Genomic DNA, 17,362 nt, shown 5'->3' on the forward strand with positions numbered 1-17,362 from the left:
CACCTCTAATTTTATAAGTGCTGCTGTGGATTCATTGAATAGCGCTTTAAAATAACTTCGCCACTACGAATAGAGAACATTATAGAACGAGAAATAGAACCACCTATATCTGTGTTGTGAAGTGATATTTTTTCACGTTCCAGCCACATTTTCGCATAGTGGATATTTGCTGCACCTATAGAACGCGGATTATTAAAACTAAACATATCACCACCACCAAATAGACTTACTCTAAACTCTGCTATAGCCGCATAGTCCAACATTGATTTCTTCATCTGTGGCAAAGCATTTACTGCATAACGACAATCTCGCATTTGCTCCCGCTTTAAAAGAGGAACGGATGGCAAAAGATAATGACAAAGCCCACCCACCTTCAACCTGGGATGCCAGGCAACAAGCCCAACACAGGATCCTAATACAGTGTGGAGAAATTCATAATCTGCACCAAAGTGCCATTCACCAGGGTGAATGCTAAGCAATGATCTAGTTGGCAACAGAATAGATGAAACCATAATACTAGGTTCGCAATTGGTAGATGGCGGGCTGTAATGGTACAAAGCGAGAACTTAATCCATGTAAACTTTCCGAGTGTCCGACAAACAGTAAGCCACCAGGAGCTAAAGTATTTGCAATACGGTCAAGTATCTTTGATTTGTTTTCGCTTTCAAAATAAATCAATACATTACGTAAAAACACCAAATCAAAAATACCTATTTTAGGGAATTCTTCGTGCAAGTTAAGGGTGAAAAACTGCACCAACTGCCGTAGTTCAGCATTAACACGTATATAGCCCTCCTGCGGTCCTATGCCCTTACGACAAAATCGACGCAAGTAATTAGGGGGAATATTTCGCGCGCGCATGTCAGGATATATGGCAGTTTTGGCATGCTCAATAACCGTTTCATTAACATCAGAGCTCAGCAACTCCCAAGGAGACGTACAGCGATCACGTAGCAACATAGCTATGCTATAAGGTTCTTCCCCTGTAGAGGCAGCTGCACTCCACACACGATAAGTTGATGGTGATTTACGCCCAGGGAAAATCACATTTTGCATATAATCAAAATGCTTTTGCTCACGAAAAAAATAAGTTTCATTCGTTGTGATTAATTCTAATGCTACTTTCAGTTCAGACTTTCCCGATGGCTCATTGATAAATCTATAATATTCAGTAAAATTATTGAAACGACAGGCTTGAAGCCGCTTCCATAACCGATTACTCAGTAACGCTTTTTTCTGCATAGGAAGATGTATTCCCAGCTTGAGCTGAAAAAGCGATTGAAACAACTGAAACTCATGATCGCTTGGTAGCGGTGTATTACATTCTGCTGTCATCAATGACCTCAAGCGACGCAAGTACTAGATTTACCTACAAGTCAACTACTTAATTATTAGACTACTCACAGTTAATTAAAACGAACGAAATTTTTATCCAACTCATCGTCGCCACCACCTTTTGCAGAAATTAATTTCTTAGCTCCAGATTGGCGTTGCGTCGCAACATTTTCTTCGGTAGCTTTTCGCTTCATCTCCAAAGCATTATCTGACTTGCGAAAAGCTGATTTTCCTTCGAGCACAAAATAGGTCATAGACTCCTGCAAGTTAATTGCTTGCACGCTCATTTCTTCTGCGGTTGAACTCAACTCTTCAGACGCTGCAGCATTTTGCTGTAAGGTTTGACTAACTTGACCGATAGCGGCATTAATTTGTGCCACACCTGAATTTTGCTCTGCAGAAGCGGCAGCAATTTCCTGTACCAAATCAGCTGTTTTACGCACAGAAGGAACCATATCTTGCAGTAGCCTACCCGCCAAATCTGCCTGCTTAACGGTCTCAGAAGCCAAAGCACCGATTTCCTGCGCCGCAACTTGACTGCGTTCAGCCAATTTTCGAACTTCTGACGCCACCACTGCAAAACCTCGCCCATGCTCGCCTGCACGACCCGCTTCAATCGCAGCATTCAATGCTAATAAATTAGTTTGATAGGCTATATCGTCAATAATACTAATTCGCTCTGCAATTTTTTGCATAGCCTCTACCGTTGCACCCACAGCATCACCACCAGCCACCGCATCGCGCGCAACTTTCTGAGCCATGCCATCTGTTACACTAGAATTCTCTGTATTTTGTGCAATAGAAGCAGACATTTGTTCCATAGAAGCAGAGGTCTCTTCAACGCTGGCAGCTTGAATTGAAGCACCTTTCGCAAGTGACTGCGCCGTAGCATTAACTTCTTCAGAAGCAGATGACAACGCATCTGCAGAACTTTTTACATCAGCAATAATTCCTGCTAATTGTGTACACATGCTAGCAATACTCGCCAAAAGTGATGTTTTATCCCCTGATTTTAGCTGGATTTTTACACTCAGATCTCCTTCTGCTACTTGCGCCACCACCTCTGCTGCATAGGCAGGCTCGCCCCCGAGAACTTTAAATAAATCGCGAAAAATAATAATCATAACGACTATAATAGCAATTGAAGCGATAATACTTATCATGATTAATTTTTTGACAGTTTCACCGTAGAGAACTTCTGCACTCGCATCAACTTCAGCAAGATATCTTTCAAACTCTGCAGAGATACTTTCCGCAAGATCATTCATTTGTCCCGCGGTTTCACGATCCATCCCCGAGACCAATCTATCAGTAGCTTTACCCGTATTGGGATCGCTGTGCACAAAGCTCTTTAGTGCTTCACGATAATTAACACCGAGTAGTTGATGTTCTTTTTTTAGAGCACTAAACAAATCAACACTTTGCCCTTCCTTCAAGCGCAGTTCAATTGCAGCGTTTAAGTTTTCTTGAACAGATAGCTCTCGCTCTATAAAGCCAGATAAATATTTGTCAAACTGAACTTGGTCATTACCGCGAATAAGAATATTTTTCCATTCCTGTACCTGTGTTTTAAAATCAGTCGAGGCATTCTCAACCCGAGCCAAAATATTAGCGCGACGCTGTATGTGCTGTGAGCTTTCTGCGACCATAATGTTATATTGACTTATCTGTAGATAGGCCGAAACACCCAGAGTGCACAACCCCAAGATTATCAAAATACTAAGAATCTGAATTTTAATTTTCAACGATAATTGATTTAACATATTTTTAAGTCCCATTAAATTTATTGCAGCTGAGCTTCAACCAAGTGAGATAGCTCACGAATAGAAAGTGTATTATTAGCATCCAACAAAACCACAAACTCTTCGCCTTGCTTAGCAATACCTTGAATAAATTCAGCTCTTATATTGGCGCCAAACGATGGAGCATCTTCAATATTATCATCATCAATTTCAATAACTTCACTTACCGCATCAGCCAATAATCCGAGGATGTGATTTTGATCATTATTTTCTAACTCTACAACTATGATGCAAGTCCGCCGCTTAATTTCAATTGGCTTTCTCCCCAAACGAACAGCCAAATCTATTACTGGCACCACTTCGCCACGCAGATTAATAACACCGCGCAAAAAACTAGGCATCAAAGGCACTTCAGTTATCCCACCGTATTCAATAATTTCTCGTGTTTGCGACAATTCTAATCCATAATTTTCACTACCAATTCTAAACGTTAGGTATTGTTGCAACACCTCAGCCTCTACCGGTTTTTTTGACTTAGTCAGCGGATTCATTTTTAAGCTCCTGTATATCCATTAGGTGCACGTTATTACGGGCATGCTCGCGATTAACAGCAAAGCCTATAAGTTGTTGAACATCTAGTATTAATGCCACAGCACCTGTACCTAATAGACTAGAGCCTCCGATACCTTTTAATGCCTGAAAGATTGGCCCCATAGGTTTAACGACAGTCTGAATTTCTCCATGTAAATTATCTACAACAATACCGGCGCGTTTCTCCCCAAATTGCACTACGACTATTTTCTCACGCACATCGGCGCTTGACTTTAACGAGAAAATATCGCGCAAGCGAATATAAGGAACCTGATCACCGCGTAAGTTAACGCAAGATTGCCCCTGAACATGAATAAGAGATTTCAAATCAACACATTCTAAAATAGTATTTTGCGGTACTATAAAATCTATTGCGCCAGTCGAAACATGAAATCCGTCAATAATGGCAAGTGTGAGCGGTAAACGAATACTAAAACTAGTGCCAACGCCAAGCTCGCTTTCAATCTCAATACTTCCTTGCAGCGACTCTATATTGCGTTTAACCACATCCATGCCGACGCCCCGACCAGAGAGATTAGTAACCTGATCTGCAGTAGACAAGCCAGGATGAAAAATCAGCTGATAAAGTTCCTGACGACTAAGTATTTCATTCACTTCAATAACTTTATTAGCGATCGCTTTCTTGCGAATGCGCTCTAAATCTAATCCGCCCCCATCATCACTTATACCAATAACAATATTCCCAGCCTCATGACGTGCCGTCAGCTGGATTGTGCCCATATCAGATTTTTGTCGCTCACGTCTGAGTACGAGCGATTCGATTCCATGATCCATAGCATTGCGCACTATATGCATTAAGGGATCATTTAGTTTTTCTACCATAGAGCGATCTAATTCGGTCTCTGCACCCTCAATAATGAGTTCAACTTCTTTACCTAAACTTTTAGCCGTATCGCGGACTACACGCTTAAATTTTTGAAATGTTTCACTTATAGCGACCATTCGCAATGTTAATGCAGCATCCCGAATTTGCTCAGTGAAATTCCCCATCGACGTTATCGCCTCAAGCAACAACGGATTACCCATTTTGCTCGCCAACAAATCCACTCGTTGACGATTGACAACCAATTCACCAATGAGATTAATCAGTATATCCAAGCGCGCAGCATCAACGCGTATATACAAGTTATCTGCACCCGATGTTTTTCGCTCAACAATTTTCTTTTGCTTTTTAAGCGCGGCATCAATTACCTCCTCGGTTATAACCTCCTGCTCAACCAAGATATTACCCAACATAGACACTGCGCCTTGGGATCTCGCCTGATCTTTTTGTGCAGCAAGTGCAGCATCCAGCTCTTGGTGAGTTATGGCATAACTGCTTACTAGAATTTCGCCTAAACGCTGTGAACCCTCAGGCAGTGATTCAATCAAATTGATAAATGATTCGATATTGCTGCGCGGCGGAATGATGGTGATATCTGAATCGTCCTGCACAAACATAAAGGCATCTTCAATTTCCTTCTGTTTTGCATCACTTAGCAGGGTAATTTCAAAACCTAGATAGAGCGTTTCGGGGTCGAAATCGCTTAATTCAGGAAAGCTATCTGCAATAGTTGTTATATGCTTCACTTCGCCCACTGAATTCAAAAATCGAATAATTGACAGCGGATCCATGCCGTTGCGCAATAGATCACCACCAAAACGTACGGAAATATGCCATGCATCCGTGTCGATAATATGCGCATTGTTTGCAGCCTCTATACTCGCCACACTCTGCTCTTCATTAACTTGTTCACTAACTAAACTGCTTAAATCCTGCGCACTATCTACAAGCCACGGATTTAGTTGCTCCAGCAACGTCCTTCCTGCTGCCACACAGTCAGCATCTCCTTTGTGTTGATGGCGAGCATTTTCTACTAGTACGCTAATATGGTCACGACAAGGCAAGAGCACACTTAATAGGTCACTACTTATTTTGATTTTTTCGTCACGGGCACGGTCTAGCACATTTTCTACTATATGGGTAAAGCTAACAATTTCATCCAATCCAAATAAGCCAGCTGAACCTTTTATTGTATGAGCCGCTCGAAATATTTCATTGATGGTTTCCACATCAGCTTCACCATCCTCCATGCGCAACAAAGCAGCCTCCATGGAATTAAGTAAATCGTCGGCCTCAGCAAAAAATGTTTGTAGCGCAGCGTCTAAATTCATGCCTAGGTTTCCTTTGACAATATTGATGTTACATCCAGCATGGAGAAAACATTGTCGATTAACTCATTTGCCCTCACTACAAAAAGCGTTTTATTCGCCTCAGCGAAAGACTTTTTAGAGAAAAGTAAAAGTTGTATCCCAGCAGTATCAATTTCACTAACTGCACTAAGATCAAGCTCCACTTGCGCGGGTAATGCTTCATAACCATCAAAGAGCAACTGATAGAGCTGGGATACTGTATAGATCGTCAACTCACCCGAAAAACTTAGTGTTGCTATACCTTTTACGGTCTTTCGCTCAATTGTCATAGCGATCCACTCCATCAAATCAGCATTGAGACAGCCTGTAACATTTGTTCTGGCCTAAAAGGTTTTACAATCCAAGCTTTAGCACCTGCTGCCTGCCCCTCTTTCTTTTTTCCTTCCGCCCCCTCCGTTGTCAACATAATGACCGGGGTAAACTTATAGTTAGGCTTTTGCTTCATCTCTTTAACAAAAGTAATGCCATCCATATTGGGCATGTTTAAATCTGAAATAACTAAATTTATTTTTTGACCGTCTAACTTAGCCAATGCATCTTTTCCATCGGATGCTTCAATAACAGTGTAGCCAGCTCCTTTTAAGGCAATACCAACAACCTGCCTTACGCTTGCTGAGTCATCTACTACTAAAATCACTTTGGACATAAGATCTCCTAAAAGAAAGTTATTTCTGAATTGCCAGGGCTTTTCTCATAATTACTACCACGATGCACATCAACCTGCTCTAGCGTGGTATAGGTTTTTTGTACTGCCGCCAACCACTCACTTACATCTATAGGTGTGACGGGTTCCCCATGTTTCAACCGTGTTTGCTGCTCTTCTACAACTGCAACTAACTTTTCCATATCCTGGGTAACATGGCCGAGAATTTGACTGACCCTATCCTGAAACTGCAAGTTAACCAGCACATTTTCAACACTGGCTTGTACACCTGAACTTTCATGCTCCAAACTTTGCGCCGACTCTAAAATTCTTTCACTTGACGCTTGAAACTGCTCTAACACTTGCGCAATAGAAGACTCCGACTCACTCAAGCGAGAATTATCCTTCGCTGCATAGTCAGTAGTCCGCTCCAAGGTTGTCTGCAAAGTTGAATTAGCCTGCTCAATACGCCTGCCAATACGAGAGCCAGTCTCTCCTGAGCGAGTTGAGAGAGTTCTCACTTCATCCGCAACTACTGCAAAGCCCCGCCCAAACTCACCAGCTCGTGCAGCTTCAATAGCCGCATTCAACGCTAAAAGGTTGGTCTGAGAAGCAATGCCTGCAACCTCTGCACTCATACCACTCAATTCAACTGTAATTTTTGACAGACCTGATATTTCACCCAATAGCTCATCGCGCTGCGCTATAGCATTACGTAACGTTTTTGTTAATTGATTAAGTTCTTTATTTGCAAACTGAATAACGCCCCCCAACCCCGCTTCACCTTTCATGCTACCCACAGTAGCAGCAGAGCTAGTTACAGCCACTTGTAGCCGTTCGTGTATTTCCGAAAAACAACTGACTAAATCATTAACGCTTTGCTCCATTTGGTGGCGCGCCAATTCAGTTTGGCGCGCCCAAAGAGGGAGTACATCTTTAATAAGTTGTTGATAGTTATTGAGCACCTGCATATGCGCGGAGCCTAGGACACCAGCATTTACCAGACTACTTCTATCAGTCAAAAGCTGCTCTATTAATACTTGCAATGACTTTAGCTTAACAACACCACCTACCACCGAAGCACTAAGTATTAGCACGAGAAGAAGCTGGAGCCCTCCCCCCAATGAGCCGCTAAAAATCAGGTATAAAGAAACAAGTAAAAGGACGGCAAAGGAGCCATAAACCCATCGCACCAATATTGAATAAGTAACAGAAATATCAGTAGTTGATCGGTCGCTATTGTGGGGTGTTGAAGACATAGGCCAAGTTCTCAATGTAATAGCGTAAAAGCTATTACAGTTATATATAGATGGCCTGCACTCAGCTGCACTGCCAAATTATGCTTATTAGTCTTCGTAGGTATAGACGGGGATTATTAATGTGTCAAAAGTCCTTGCCTATTATCGAATGCAATGACTCACACACTTAATCGACCCGTAATCTAAACCCTAGACAGTAGTAAACTCACTAATTTGAGGGTCTACTGATGTAGTAATACATAAACTTTGTAGCTTAGATCGCTATTTTTTGAGCGCCCCTCCTTATCAAAGCTCTACTTACTCTCCCTTTATATACTTATTCAGGTTTTTGACAGAGTGACTATTGATAACTACAGTTGTTTGATAATTAAAGAGGCTTAACTACAGGTTTAAAAAAGATTCTGCTCTTAGCTCGCTCCCACAAGGGCAGCACTATAATTTCAATAACGACAACTGTGTAACCGCAATTTCAAATGGAGATAATCATGTTTAAAAACATGAAAGTGGCGTTACGCCTTACGACGTTTGCCAGTGCGCTGGTGGCGCTAATGATGATTATTGGCTTCATGGGCATTGAATCAACGCGCGACGCCAATCAAGCCATGGCCTCCGTCTATAAAGACAGAGTTATTCCTTTAAAGGACCTAAAAACCATAGCGGATATGTACGCGATCAATATTGTTGATACAGCTCATAAGCTGCGCAATCGAGGCTTAAGCTGGCAGGAGGGGGTAGAACGAATAAAGGTTGCAGAAACAACCATTAAAAATAACTGGAGTGCATATCTTTCAACAGAACTAGTGACTGACGAAGAAAGGCTGGTAAAAGAATTAAAGCCTCTTCTTCTAGAGTCAAATAAAGCAATTGATGAATTGGTACATATTATTTCCATGCAAGATTATGAAGCATTGGATACATTTGTACTCTACAAACTCTACCCAAGTATAGAACCCGTCTCTGATCGATTTACAGCATTGGTAGACGTGCAACTCAAGGTAGCAGAGCAATCATACAATGCCTCGAATCTTAGTTATGAGCATTCACTAATACTCAATATCAGCTGTATCCTTTTTAGCATTTTAGTCAGTGTGATTTTAGGGGTAATGATAACTCAAAGTTTAATTACGCAACTCGGCGGCGAGCCTCGCTACACAGCGGATGTAGTTTCTAAAATCGCTGAAGGTGATTTATCTGTCAAGGTTATTGTCAGTCCAAAAGATACGAGCAGTGTTCTCTATGCAATTCAACAAATGTCAAATAAGCTCGCTGAAATCATCGGTGAGGTCCGCTCTACCGCAGACTCACTCTCATCCGCCTCTGAAGAGCTAAGCACTACCGCCCAGTCACTCAGCCAATCGTCAACACAACAGGCCGCCAGCATTGAAGAAACTAGTGCGTCAATGGAGGAAATTACAGCCTCGATCGCTCAGAATAATGACAACGCAAAAATAACTGACAGCATAGCCAGTAAGAGTGCAAATGATGCAAACCAAGGTGGCGCAGCCGTACATAACACGGTTGATGCAATGCGCAAGATCGCTGACAAAATAAGTGTTATTGATGATATCGCCTATCAAACTAACTTATTGGCATTAAATGCAGCAATTGAAGCAGGCCGAGCAGGTGAGCATGGGCGCGGCTTCGCCGTAGTGGCCAGTGAAGTACGTAAATTAGCGGGGCGTAGCCAATCAGCGTCGAAAGAGATTGGAGAACTTGCCAATAGCTCAGTAAAACTTGCAGAAAGTGCCGGTAGACTTTTAGAAGATATAGTTCCTGCGATACGTAAAACCGCAGATTTAGTACAAGAAATTTCTGCCGCGAGCGATGAACAAACCACGGGTGCCGGACAAATAAGTATCGCCATTTCCCAAATCAGTATAGCTACACAACAAAACTCATCCTCAGCAGAGGAACTCTACTCTACCGCAGAGGAGCTCACCACTCAGGCTCTACAGCTGCAAGAAATGATGGATTACTTTAAACTACGATAAGAATATTACGTAATATAATCTCTATAAAAATAACCTCAGCACGCTATACATACTGAGGTTAGTATTTAACTATAAGATTTAGTGACTCCCGTAAAATTGCCACAAAACTTATTTACGCATCAATCTCACCCCGTAAATACCACCAGCGATAGAACCAGGCTCGGCAATAAATTTTAAGATGTATTTACCCTTTGCGCTGCTCACGATTGCTGCAGGGAGCGAATAGTTTACGGTGAAAAATTCCTGTGTATCGCCTATAGATTCCACCTTGGCGATCAGCTGATCATTTAAGTGAATTTCAAAACGGCGACCAGCATCGATTCCCGCGTAGGTGATCTGTAAGGTTTTAGCCTGCTGCTGCACATCGGTTAACACATAACTAAACCACGCGCGGCTATGGCGCCAATGGCGGCCTGCATACACACCTGCTTCGCTTTGCTCCCCTTTATAAAAGTGATCTGATTCCGGTTGCTGTTCCCCCGGCGCAACTTGATCAATCGTTTTCGCTTTCAGTTCAATTTGTGCCCTCTCACTCGCAGCGGTTTGAGCACGAACCTTAGCAAGATCATCCGCCGTGCTATAGGGCCAGTAGATAGCGTAGCGTGATTCATGTAAACGGAAAAAGGGAATAAGTTCAATATTATCTAGCTGCTTCCCATTAATTAAGCCTGAGGCATTAAATGTAAGGGATTTTCCTGCAACAGGTTTTAGTTGCTGAATAAACGTCTGACTATTACCCAATAAGAACGGTGCAGCGTCAAGTGGACATATCTTTCCACTTGCAATATGCCCCATGCGTGAGTCATCGCTAAAATAGTTTAACCTTTCAGCCGAAAATGGTTGAGTTTTGGCTGCTAACACAATGGGGCCATGTAAAACTGCATAGTAATTTGAACCATCTGGCATTTTCTCTAACGTATTGTGCATGGGCAAACCCAGCTCAATATAGTCGCCTTTTTTCCAGTGGCGATCTAGCGTAATAAAACTCCCGGGGCTTTGTTTAACGATATATTTTTTACCATTTATCGAGAGACTCAACTTACCCGCCTCCACCCAACTGGGGTAGCGTAAATGTAAGCGAAAGCGCGCCGACTTATCAACAGTAACTCGTGTGCTTTCAGCATCAGGAAAGCGTGTTTTCTGCGTTAAACGAATGCCCTGATCCTTCCACTCCATATGCGAAGGAATGAAGAGATTAATAAAAATATCCGCAGGCTTACCTGATTTTTTAGCGCGAGCATAAATGAATTCTGCATATTTTGAATGGCTTTCTAAGCCTGAACCTACGCAGCACCACATACCATCATGCACTTGTGAGTAGACTCTATAATGGTTGGGGCGCATGGGCGTGAAATACACAAAACCGCCAGTGGTTGGATTTTGTGAAGAAAGTATATGGTTGTAGAGTGCGCGCTCGTAATAATTCACATATTTCATTTGTGGTGAAAAATCTTCAGCGTCAGCCGCATCTGGTGAAGACACATACAGCAGCTCAGTGAGCTTTAGCATATTATAAGTATTGCAAGTTTCCGGCCCCTCCACCTCTGCAATCATTGAGGAAAAATCGCTACTGTCATGAAAGTGTTCTTTAACACTATTACCGCCAATAGCAACTGTGCGCTTATCTACAACCGTTTGCCAAAAAAATGCTGCCGCTTTATTCCACTCCGAATTTTTTGCGGCATCAGCGTAGCGTTTAAAACCGATAACCTTAGGGATTTGAGTATTGGCGTGGAGCCCATTCAGTTGGTCCTGCTGTTTTTCTAAGGGCTGTAAAATAGCCTGGTGAGAAAATGCTTCTGCCAACGCAAGATACTTTTTATCGCCGGTTATTTGCGCCACATCGACAAACACTTCATTCATACCGCCATGTTCGGTGCGCAACATAGTCTGCATTTGTTCTGCAGATAAATCCTTAGTGAGTTTCAGCGTCCAGTCCGACAACTTAACCAAACTTTCTTTCGCGGTCTGGTTATCCGCATACAAGTAGGCATCGCGCAGACCCGCAAATATTTTATGTAGGTTATACCAAGGCACCCAATGCTCATTGGTAGAAAAATTATCTGCACGAATATCACCCTTGGCAATTTCCGCCCACATTTTTTGGCTATCGGGAATGCCACCGATATAACCGGTGCCGAGCTTGTCCTGACACTTTTTTAATTCAGCAATAACATAATTTAAACGGGCCAATACGACGGGATCTTTGGTGGAGGCATAAAGTAAAGCGAGCGCAGATACATAGTGCCCACCCATATGACCATCCAAACCAGTAGATTCCCAGTTGCCGTAGGTTTCTTTAAATGGCAAGCCCGCTTCGCGCCGAAACGGCGCCAAGAGTTTTTCGGTGTCCAAAGCCATCACATAGGCTTTATTAAGATTTTGTGCATGTAAAAAAGGACTTTCGAGCAATTGCACATCGCGTAGTGGAACCAGCTCCAAAGCATTTACCGGTACAACCCATAAACTGGTGCTGAGAAAAAGACAACTAAGCGATAAAAAGCGTTTCATAATCTATTCCTAGCATTTCAAAAGCTATATTTTCAAATACCAACCCCCACGCAAGCGAAGATTGGCAATTTGACTAAAACAAAAAAGTGGTTTTTATTACTGTTTCTGTAAGGTAAACATCTGATTAGCACTGCCAGAAATACACTGCCATTGTAAAAGATTACCCCCATCTGCAGTTGTCGCAGCGGAAACATCTAAACACTTTTCGCTGTTGCGATTCACAATGCGATAGCGACCTGAACCCGCCGCCTGAAAACGAAATTGTTGATTTTGAGTTGCAGCGGCACTCCACAACATAACATTAGCGCCGTTACTGGTGGAGAAAGCATCTATATCAAACGCCTTATCAGGTGCATTTATCGGTGAGATACTATGCCAAATCCCATCGACAGAAGTGATATTGAATTTTTGACAATTGTTATTTAACCAGCTCCACTGCTGTACATTAGTACCATTCGCGGTAGCGCAATTGGCAATATCTAAAGATTTACCACTGTGCGCAGGTGTGATTCTGTATGTACCGTTTACCGCGATATTATTATCCGACTTTAGCGAATAATTGCGCGTCAATTCAGGCCAGCCATTGGCGAAACTCATTTGCAATAAATCTAAGCGCGCAGGCCAACCAGTAGCAGTAGTGCCATCATAATAGTGAATAGACGCTAGGTGCTGACCGTTATTGTAATAGTAACCAAAGTGACCTGGGCCAATATAATTACCATCAGACATCAACACTGTACTGCCACCGTAATTCCATAAGCTCACGCTATTCTTATCTAAAAATGGACCTGTTGGACTGGTAGAGCGACCCGTCACTATATAGTAATCGCTATTAGTGCCCTGACAGCATTCACCTAAGTTTACAAACATATAGTAATAGCCATTGATATATTTTACCTGAGCAGCCTCATACTCATGCCATGCATAATTATTACCCACCACTGGATAGCGCGCGCTATTCAACAACTTACCGGTAGTAGTATTAATTTGGCGAACAAAGATTCCTGCATAGTGAGAGCCGTATACCATCCACACATTATTTTGTGCATCGCGATATACACCTGCATCAATGGTATTTACAGGTTGGCCACCGAGTGTGCCTTCATCAACTGTGGATACCACCATACCCAAGTCTTGCCAGTTGGGAGTATTTAAAGAGTCAGTCACCATCACCCCTATAGCGGAGCGCATACCAGAGGTTGCGGAAAAAGCTGAATAGTACAAATAATATTTCCCATTCATTTCGATAAGATCAGGCGCCCAAAAGTTTCCATCAAAACCTGGGACTTTAGAGTTAATCCAACTCGGATATGTATTGGCAGCAACGGGTGAAGGGCCGCGTTTCCAATTAATTAAATCCGTGGAATAGAGAGCGTTGATAGGAAAGTTGCTTGTGCCAGCACCTGTACCAAACGTCCAGTAGGTATTGCCCTCTTTGATAATGGTAGAGGGGTCGTGAATATCGGTGGTGCCTTTCAGGCTGAGTGCCGATGCATTAACAACACATGACAAAGCCGCTAGAGCAGCAATAGTTTTAAACACACCTAGAAGATTTCGCATAGATAAACCCTGGGTTATTAGTTATTTTGGGATCAAGGATCGAGAATAGAGCCCCACCATAATTGATGGAACTCAAGGGTAAAGACCACTAAGGATCTTTAGGCGCTTATACAAGCACTTGAAAATCAAGTGCTGTATAAAGCAGGACTACGCACTAATTAAAACGTTAAACGTGCGCCAATCGCAAAGGTACGACTGTAGAGAGATGAGCCAAAGTTGTTGGTGGTTGCACCATTTGCACCGTAGTAACTTTGATAAATTTCTTCGGTTAGATTGGTGCCATCTAAAGTCAAGGACAAGTTTTCGTTAACATCGTAGCTCACTTGCAAATCCAAGCTGGACTCTGGTTTTCTCCAAACTTCCAGCGGGTTGGCAAACGCGGCTGCTTCATAGTTGTTCAGGAACTCACTGCGCCATGAGTAAGAAAGACGAACACCTACATCGTATTTGTCATAGGCCAACACTACGCTGTAGGACTCATCGGACACACCAAACAAATCGGTTTCTTTGGTTTCGATAATATCACCAGCAGAATTGGTAATAGGTGTGGTTTGTGATGAATTCAACGCGGTATAACTTGCCTGAACACCAAAGCCATCCAGTACTGATGGTAGATTATCCGGAAACCAAACAGCACCAAATTCCAAACCTTTCAATTCACCGTTAGAGGCATTGTAAGGTTGGCTCAGAACATAGGTCCCAATTCCACTTCCATCAGGTTTTTGAGCTTGAACCTGACGACGGAAGTCGATAACGAAACCATTGATGTCACGTTGGAACAAAGTGCCATACAAAGAGCTACCTTCGGCTAAATACCATTCCAAAGAGAAGTCGTAGTTTTTAGATTCGGTAGGTTTCAAATCTGGATTACCTCCACCGCCAGTGCCGTAACCAATATTGGTCACGTCTGCGTTGTAAGTAATATTGGCATTGAGTTGACCGAATGCAGGACGACGCAAAGTCTCGGTATATGCAAAGCGCGACACCAAATTGTCAGTCCAGTGATAACGAACCATTAAACTTGGTAAAACTTTAGAGGTGTTGGCACTGGCTGAAGAAGAATTATCAAGCGTGGGGTTTGCTAACTCTTTATTAATGTCCGTGAACACCATATCGGTATCCGAACTGGTATAACGCAAACCAAATTCACCATCTAATTGATTGCCGACTAATTCAGTATCGAATTTTGCAGTGACATAGGCAGAAGTAGTTAGCTCTTCAATATCAAAACCATTGATAAGCGGTAATTCAGTTAGACCATACAACCCTCTCATTTCAGCAATATTGCTTTTTAGGTATGGGCCACTTGCAACTGCCCAGGTTGTCGGAACTTTAGCTTGACCATCAAAGAAGCCTTTATTGATAGACGCAAGACCATCAATCGACTCAATCGGAATTGCGCCATTGTAAGCGCCATCAATTAGATTGTAGCTATCGTACTCAGTAATGTCGTTCTTAACACCTTGTCTTCTGCTTGCTTCTGCAGCAGTGCGTTTATCAACACGCACACCAAAATCGAATGCAGTAAAAATACTGAAATCGGTAGTGTAGGTCGCATCGGTAGTAAAGGTGGCCGCGTCGCCAGTATTGCGCGTGCCTGTGTCATAGAACTGCGCGCTATTCCAAGCCACCAAGTCAGTCAAATCACTTTCATCAACATCAGCAGTCGCAGGATTATCAGGGAAGCTGTATGCAGGCAAGCCGCCACCTGAATTAAAGTCCACATCCAATTGATGACCGACTTTATCAAAGCGCATACCCACAAACTCAGTCGAGAACTCGCTGTCTTGATATACCAATTCAGATTTTACAGCTAGGTTATTGCCAATATCCCAGTTACCACCCAATGCGTATACATAGCTGTCTGTTTTGCCGGTGCCAAAGTCGCCACTGGTAAACATATACTGATTTGCAACACTGCGAGATTTAATAATATTGGTGCCTGGGAAAACTTTAACATTGGCAGCACTTGGGTTGTTGGCGTACTCGCCCCACCAGTCAGCAAAAGAGAACAACAATGAATTAAATGATTCATTGCGATAGCCGTTGTAGAAAGCTTCAAATAAATATTCAGAGGTATCATTAGGGGCAAATTGCAAAGATAAGTTGGCTGCAGTGCGCTCACGCTTACCGGTAAAATCGCTCGCGAAGATAGCGTCGCGGCCCAACAAATATTCCATCGGCTGACCATTGACATCCAGCGTAGAACCCGCAGCATTAGGTAGACCGTTCAACAAACCCGGTGACCAAATTGGATTTTCGGCTACGCCAGGCTTGTCGAGAAAAATACGTTCATAATTGGTGAATGGCGCAACTGGATTGTTACTTGCAAAAGGCACCATTGCGCCAGGCGTTACGCTTTGATCGCGATAATTGGTTTCAGCATAAGACAAGTTTACCAATGCACCAAATTCGCCTGAACCAGTATCCCAGCGGTTGCTCGCGAGGCCGCTGATGTTTGGATCTATCCCATCTGCTTGCTCTTGATTAATCGCACGCGTAGCCAATACAAATTTGGAACCATCAAAATCAAAAGGGCGCTGAGTTTTAACATCAACTGAACCGGCAATGCCGTTTTCAATTTGCGAAGCGGAACGGGTTTTATACACATCAACTTGTTTGATCAGGCTAGCGGGAATGTCTTGCAACGCAACCGCCAAACCCGATGCGGTAAATATATTGCGGCCATTAACGGTGGTGTTAATGTCGCCCAAACCGCGAATAGAAATACCAGCAACCTCACCTGAACCACGGTTGGTGACTTGTACACCAGTAACACGCTGCATCGCCTCTATAACGTTATTGTCGGGGAATTTACCAATATCTTCCGCAACGATCGCATCGACGATTTGGGTGTTATTGCGCTTTACATCCAAGGCTTTGGTCAAACTGCCACGAATTCCGGTTACGACAACTTCTTCAATTTGATCTTTCCCCTGAGCCACTGCAGTAGTGGCGTAGGATGCTCCCAATGCGACGACAGTCGCTATTGATAAGCTAAGTGCTCTCTTCTGAAACATGTGTTTTCTCCCGTGATCAATTGCTTTCTGCTGCGTCGCTTGAGCAATTGTTATTATTAACGTCAGTGCCTATATGTCTTATTTTTTACAGAAATTACTTTCTATATTTATTGTCTGGGTGTAAGACGGCCCACTTCTGCCGCTGTTGGCAACCGAAATAGGCATATTGTAAGACAATTAAATACTAGTATTTTAGGCTCTGTAACGTCAACCACTAGCGGATATTTTTAATATCCCAAGGAGAAAACATTACCAAAGGTAGCACGGTGCTCGAATTTTCCTTATGAAACGGCCGGAAAGCCTTGCTTCCCGATGAAATAGGGGTATTCATGCGCTACACATGAGCATCCAAATATCTGTATAAATCGCAATCATTAATATCTTACAATAATAATATAACTCTCGTATTATTGACCACTTCCCTTTTTTGCAGGCCTCATCGAGCCATTAAGGGATGCACACCATAATCAAAATAAATTTATTACAGGTATTTATC

12 protein-coding genes are annotated in these 17,362 nt (G+C 42.8%); 1 reads left to right on the forward strand and 11 read right to left on the reverse strand.

Annotated features, from left to right (window positions below):
* Nucleotides 1-11: 11 nt before the first annotated feature.
* The 8 genes from AC0KUT_RS13945 to AC0KUT_RS13980 all read right to left on the reverse strand — a co-directional run bounded on the left by AC0KUT_RS13945 (nucleotide 12) and on the right by AC0KUT_RS13980 (nucleotide 7,547).
* Nucleotides 12-512, reverse strand: coding sequence for a chemotaxis protein CheD (locus AC0KUT_RS13945; RefSeq protein ID WP_488830831.1), 501 nt, complete (start codon nucleotides 510-512; stop codon nucleotides 12-14).
* 4 nt (nucleotides 513-516) lie between these two features.
* Complete coding sequence (locus AC0KUT_RS13950; RefSeq protein ID WP_488830832.1) at nucleotides 517-1,335, reverse strand: CheR family methyltransferase; 819 nt, start codon at nucleotides 1,333-1,335, stop codon at nucleotides 517-519.
* A 71-nt stretch (nucleotides 1,336-1,406) separates the two neighbouring features.
* On the reverse strand, nucleotides 1,407-3,113 hold the full coding sequence (locus AC0KUT_RS13955; RefSeq protein WP_488830835.1) for a methyl-accepting chemotaxis protein: 1,707 nt from the start codon (nucleotides 3,111-3,113) through the stop codon (nucleotides 1,407-1,409).
* A gap of 5 nt (nucleotides 3,114-3,118) precedes the next feature.
* Nucleotides 3,119-3,628, reverse strand: coding sequence for a chemotaxis protein CheW (locus AC0KUT_RS13960; protein ID WP_488830838.1), 510 nt, complete (start codon nucleotides 3,626-3,628; stop codon nucleotides 3,119-3,121).
* Nucleotides 3,612-5,843: a chemotaxis protein CheA gene (locus AC0KUT_RS13965; RefSeq protein ID WP_488830840.1), complete on the reverse strand. Its 2,232-nt coding sequence runs from the start codon at nucleotides 5,841-5,843 to the stop codon at nucleotides 3,612-3,614. Before AC0KUT_RS13965 ends, AC0KUT_RS13960 begins: the two co-directional genes overlap by 17 nt.
* 2 nt (nucleotides 5,844-5,845) lie before the next feature.
* Nucleotides 5,846-6,151 (reverse strand): STAS domain-containing protein, encoded by a 306-nt coding sequence (locus tag AC0KUT_RS13970; protein ID WP_488830842.1) that lies wholly within the window; start codon nucleotides 6,149-6,151, stop codon nucleotides 5,846-5,848.
* 14 nt (nucleotides 6,152-6,165) lie between these two features.
* Nucleotides 6,166-6,528 (reverse strand): response regulator, encoded by a 363-nt coding sequence (locus AC0KUT_RS13975; RefSeq protein ID WP_488830844.1) that lies wholly within the window; start codon nucleotides 6,526-6,528, stop codon nucleotides 6,166-6,168.
* An 8-nt stretch (nucleotides 6,529-6,536) separates the two neighbouring features.
* Nucleotides 6,537-7,547 (reverse strand): methyl-accepting chemotaxis protein, encoded by a 1,011-nt coding sequence (locus AC0KUT_RS13980; protein ID WP_488830846.1) that lies wholly within the window; start codon nucleotides 7,545-7,547, stop codon nucleotides 6,537-6,539.
* Between the two features lie 722 nt (nucleotides 7,548-8,269).
* On the opposite strand from AC0KUT_RS13980, the gene AC0KUT_RS13985 reads away from it, so the two are divergent.
* Nucleotides 8,270-9,775 (forward strand): methyl-accepting chemotaxis protein, encoded by a 1,506-nt coding sequence (locus tag AC0KUT_RS13985; protein WP_488830849.1) that lies wholly within the window; start codon nucleotides 8,270-8,272, stop codon nucleotides 9,773-9,775.
* 108 nt (nucleotides 9,776-9,883) lie between these two features.
* Here the strand turns inward: AC0KUT_RS13985 and AC0KUT_RS13990 are convergent, their stop codons facing one another.
* The 3 genes from AC0KUT_RS13990 to AC0KUT_RS14000 all read right to left on the reverse strand — a co-directional run bounded on the left by AC0KUT_RS13990 (nucleotide 9,884) and on the right by AC0KUT_RS14000 (nucleotide 16,866).
* Nucleotides 9,884-12,286 (reverse strand): beta-L-arabinofuranosidase domain-containing protein, encoded by a 2,403-nt coding sequence (locus AC0KUT_RS13990; protein ID WP_488830850.1) that lies wholly within the window; start codon nucleotides 12,284-12,286, stop codon nucleotides 9,884-9,886.
* A 96-nt stretch (nucleotides 12,287-12,382) separates the two neighbouring features.
* Entirely contained in the window at nucleotides 12,383-13,846 is a 1,464-nt protein-coding gene (locus AC0KUT_RS13995) for a family 43 glycosylhydrolase (RefSeq protein WP_488830852.1), read from the reverse strand.
* Between the two features lie 158 nt (nucleotides 13,847-14,004).
* On the reverse strand, nucleotides 14,005-16,866 hold the full coding sequence (locus tag AC0KUT_RS14000; RefSeq protein ID WP_488830854.1) for a TonB-dependent receptor: 2,862 nt from the start codon (nucleotides 16,864-16,866) through the stop codon (nucleotides 14,005-14,007).
* Nucleotides 16,867-17,362: the final 496 nt, after the last annotated feature.

It is taken from the genome of Cellvibrio sp. 25HG11W-0 (assembly GCF_057815475.1).

Coding starts and splice junctions, on each gene's coding strand:
- AC0KUT_RS13955 (WP_488830835.1), bottom strand. CDS start 3,113: ATGGGACTTAAAAATATGTTAAATCAATTATCGTTGAAAATTAAAATT.
- AC0KUT_RS13945 (WP_488830831.1), bottom strand. CDS start 512: ATGGTTTCATCTATTCTGTTGCCAACTAGATCATTGCTTAGCATTCAC.
- AC0KUT_RS13965 (WP_488830840.1), bottom strand. CDS start 5,843: ATGAATTTAGACGCTGCGCTACAAACATTTTTTGCTGAGGCCGACGAT.
- AC0KUT_RS13975 (WP_488830844.1), bottom strand. CDS start 6,528: ATGTCCAAAGTGATTTTAGTAGTAGATGACTCAGCAAGCGTAAGGCAG.
- AC0KUT_RS13985 (WP_488830849.1), top strand. CDS start 8,270: ATGTTTAAAAACATGAAAGTGGCGTTACGCCTTACGACGTTTGCCAGT.
- AC0KUT_RS13950 (WP_488830832.1), bottom strand. CDS start 1,335: ATGACAGCAGAATGTAATACACCGCTACCAAGCGATCATGAGTTTCAG.
- AC0KUT_RS14000 (WP_488830854.1), bottom strand. CDS start 16,866: ATGTTTCAGAAGAGAGCACTTAGCTTATCAATAGCGACTGTCGTCGCA.
- AC0KUT_RS13990 (WP_488830850.1), bottom strand. CDS start 12,286: ATGAAACGCTTTTTATCGCTTAGTTGTCTTTTTCTCAGCACCAGTTTA.
- AC0KUT_RS13970 (WP_488830842.1), bottom strand. CDS start 6,151: ATGACAATTGAGCGAAAGACCGTAAAAGGTATAGCAACACTAAGTTTT.
- AC0KUT_RS13960 (WP_488830838.1), bottom strand. CDS start 3,628: ATGAATCCGCTGACTAAGTCAAAAAAACCGGTAGAGGCTGAGGTGTTG.
- AC0KUT_RS13995 (WP_488830852.1), bottom strand. CDS start 13,846: ATGCGAAATCTTCTAGGTGTGTTTAAAACTATTGCTGCTCTAGCGGCT.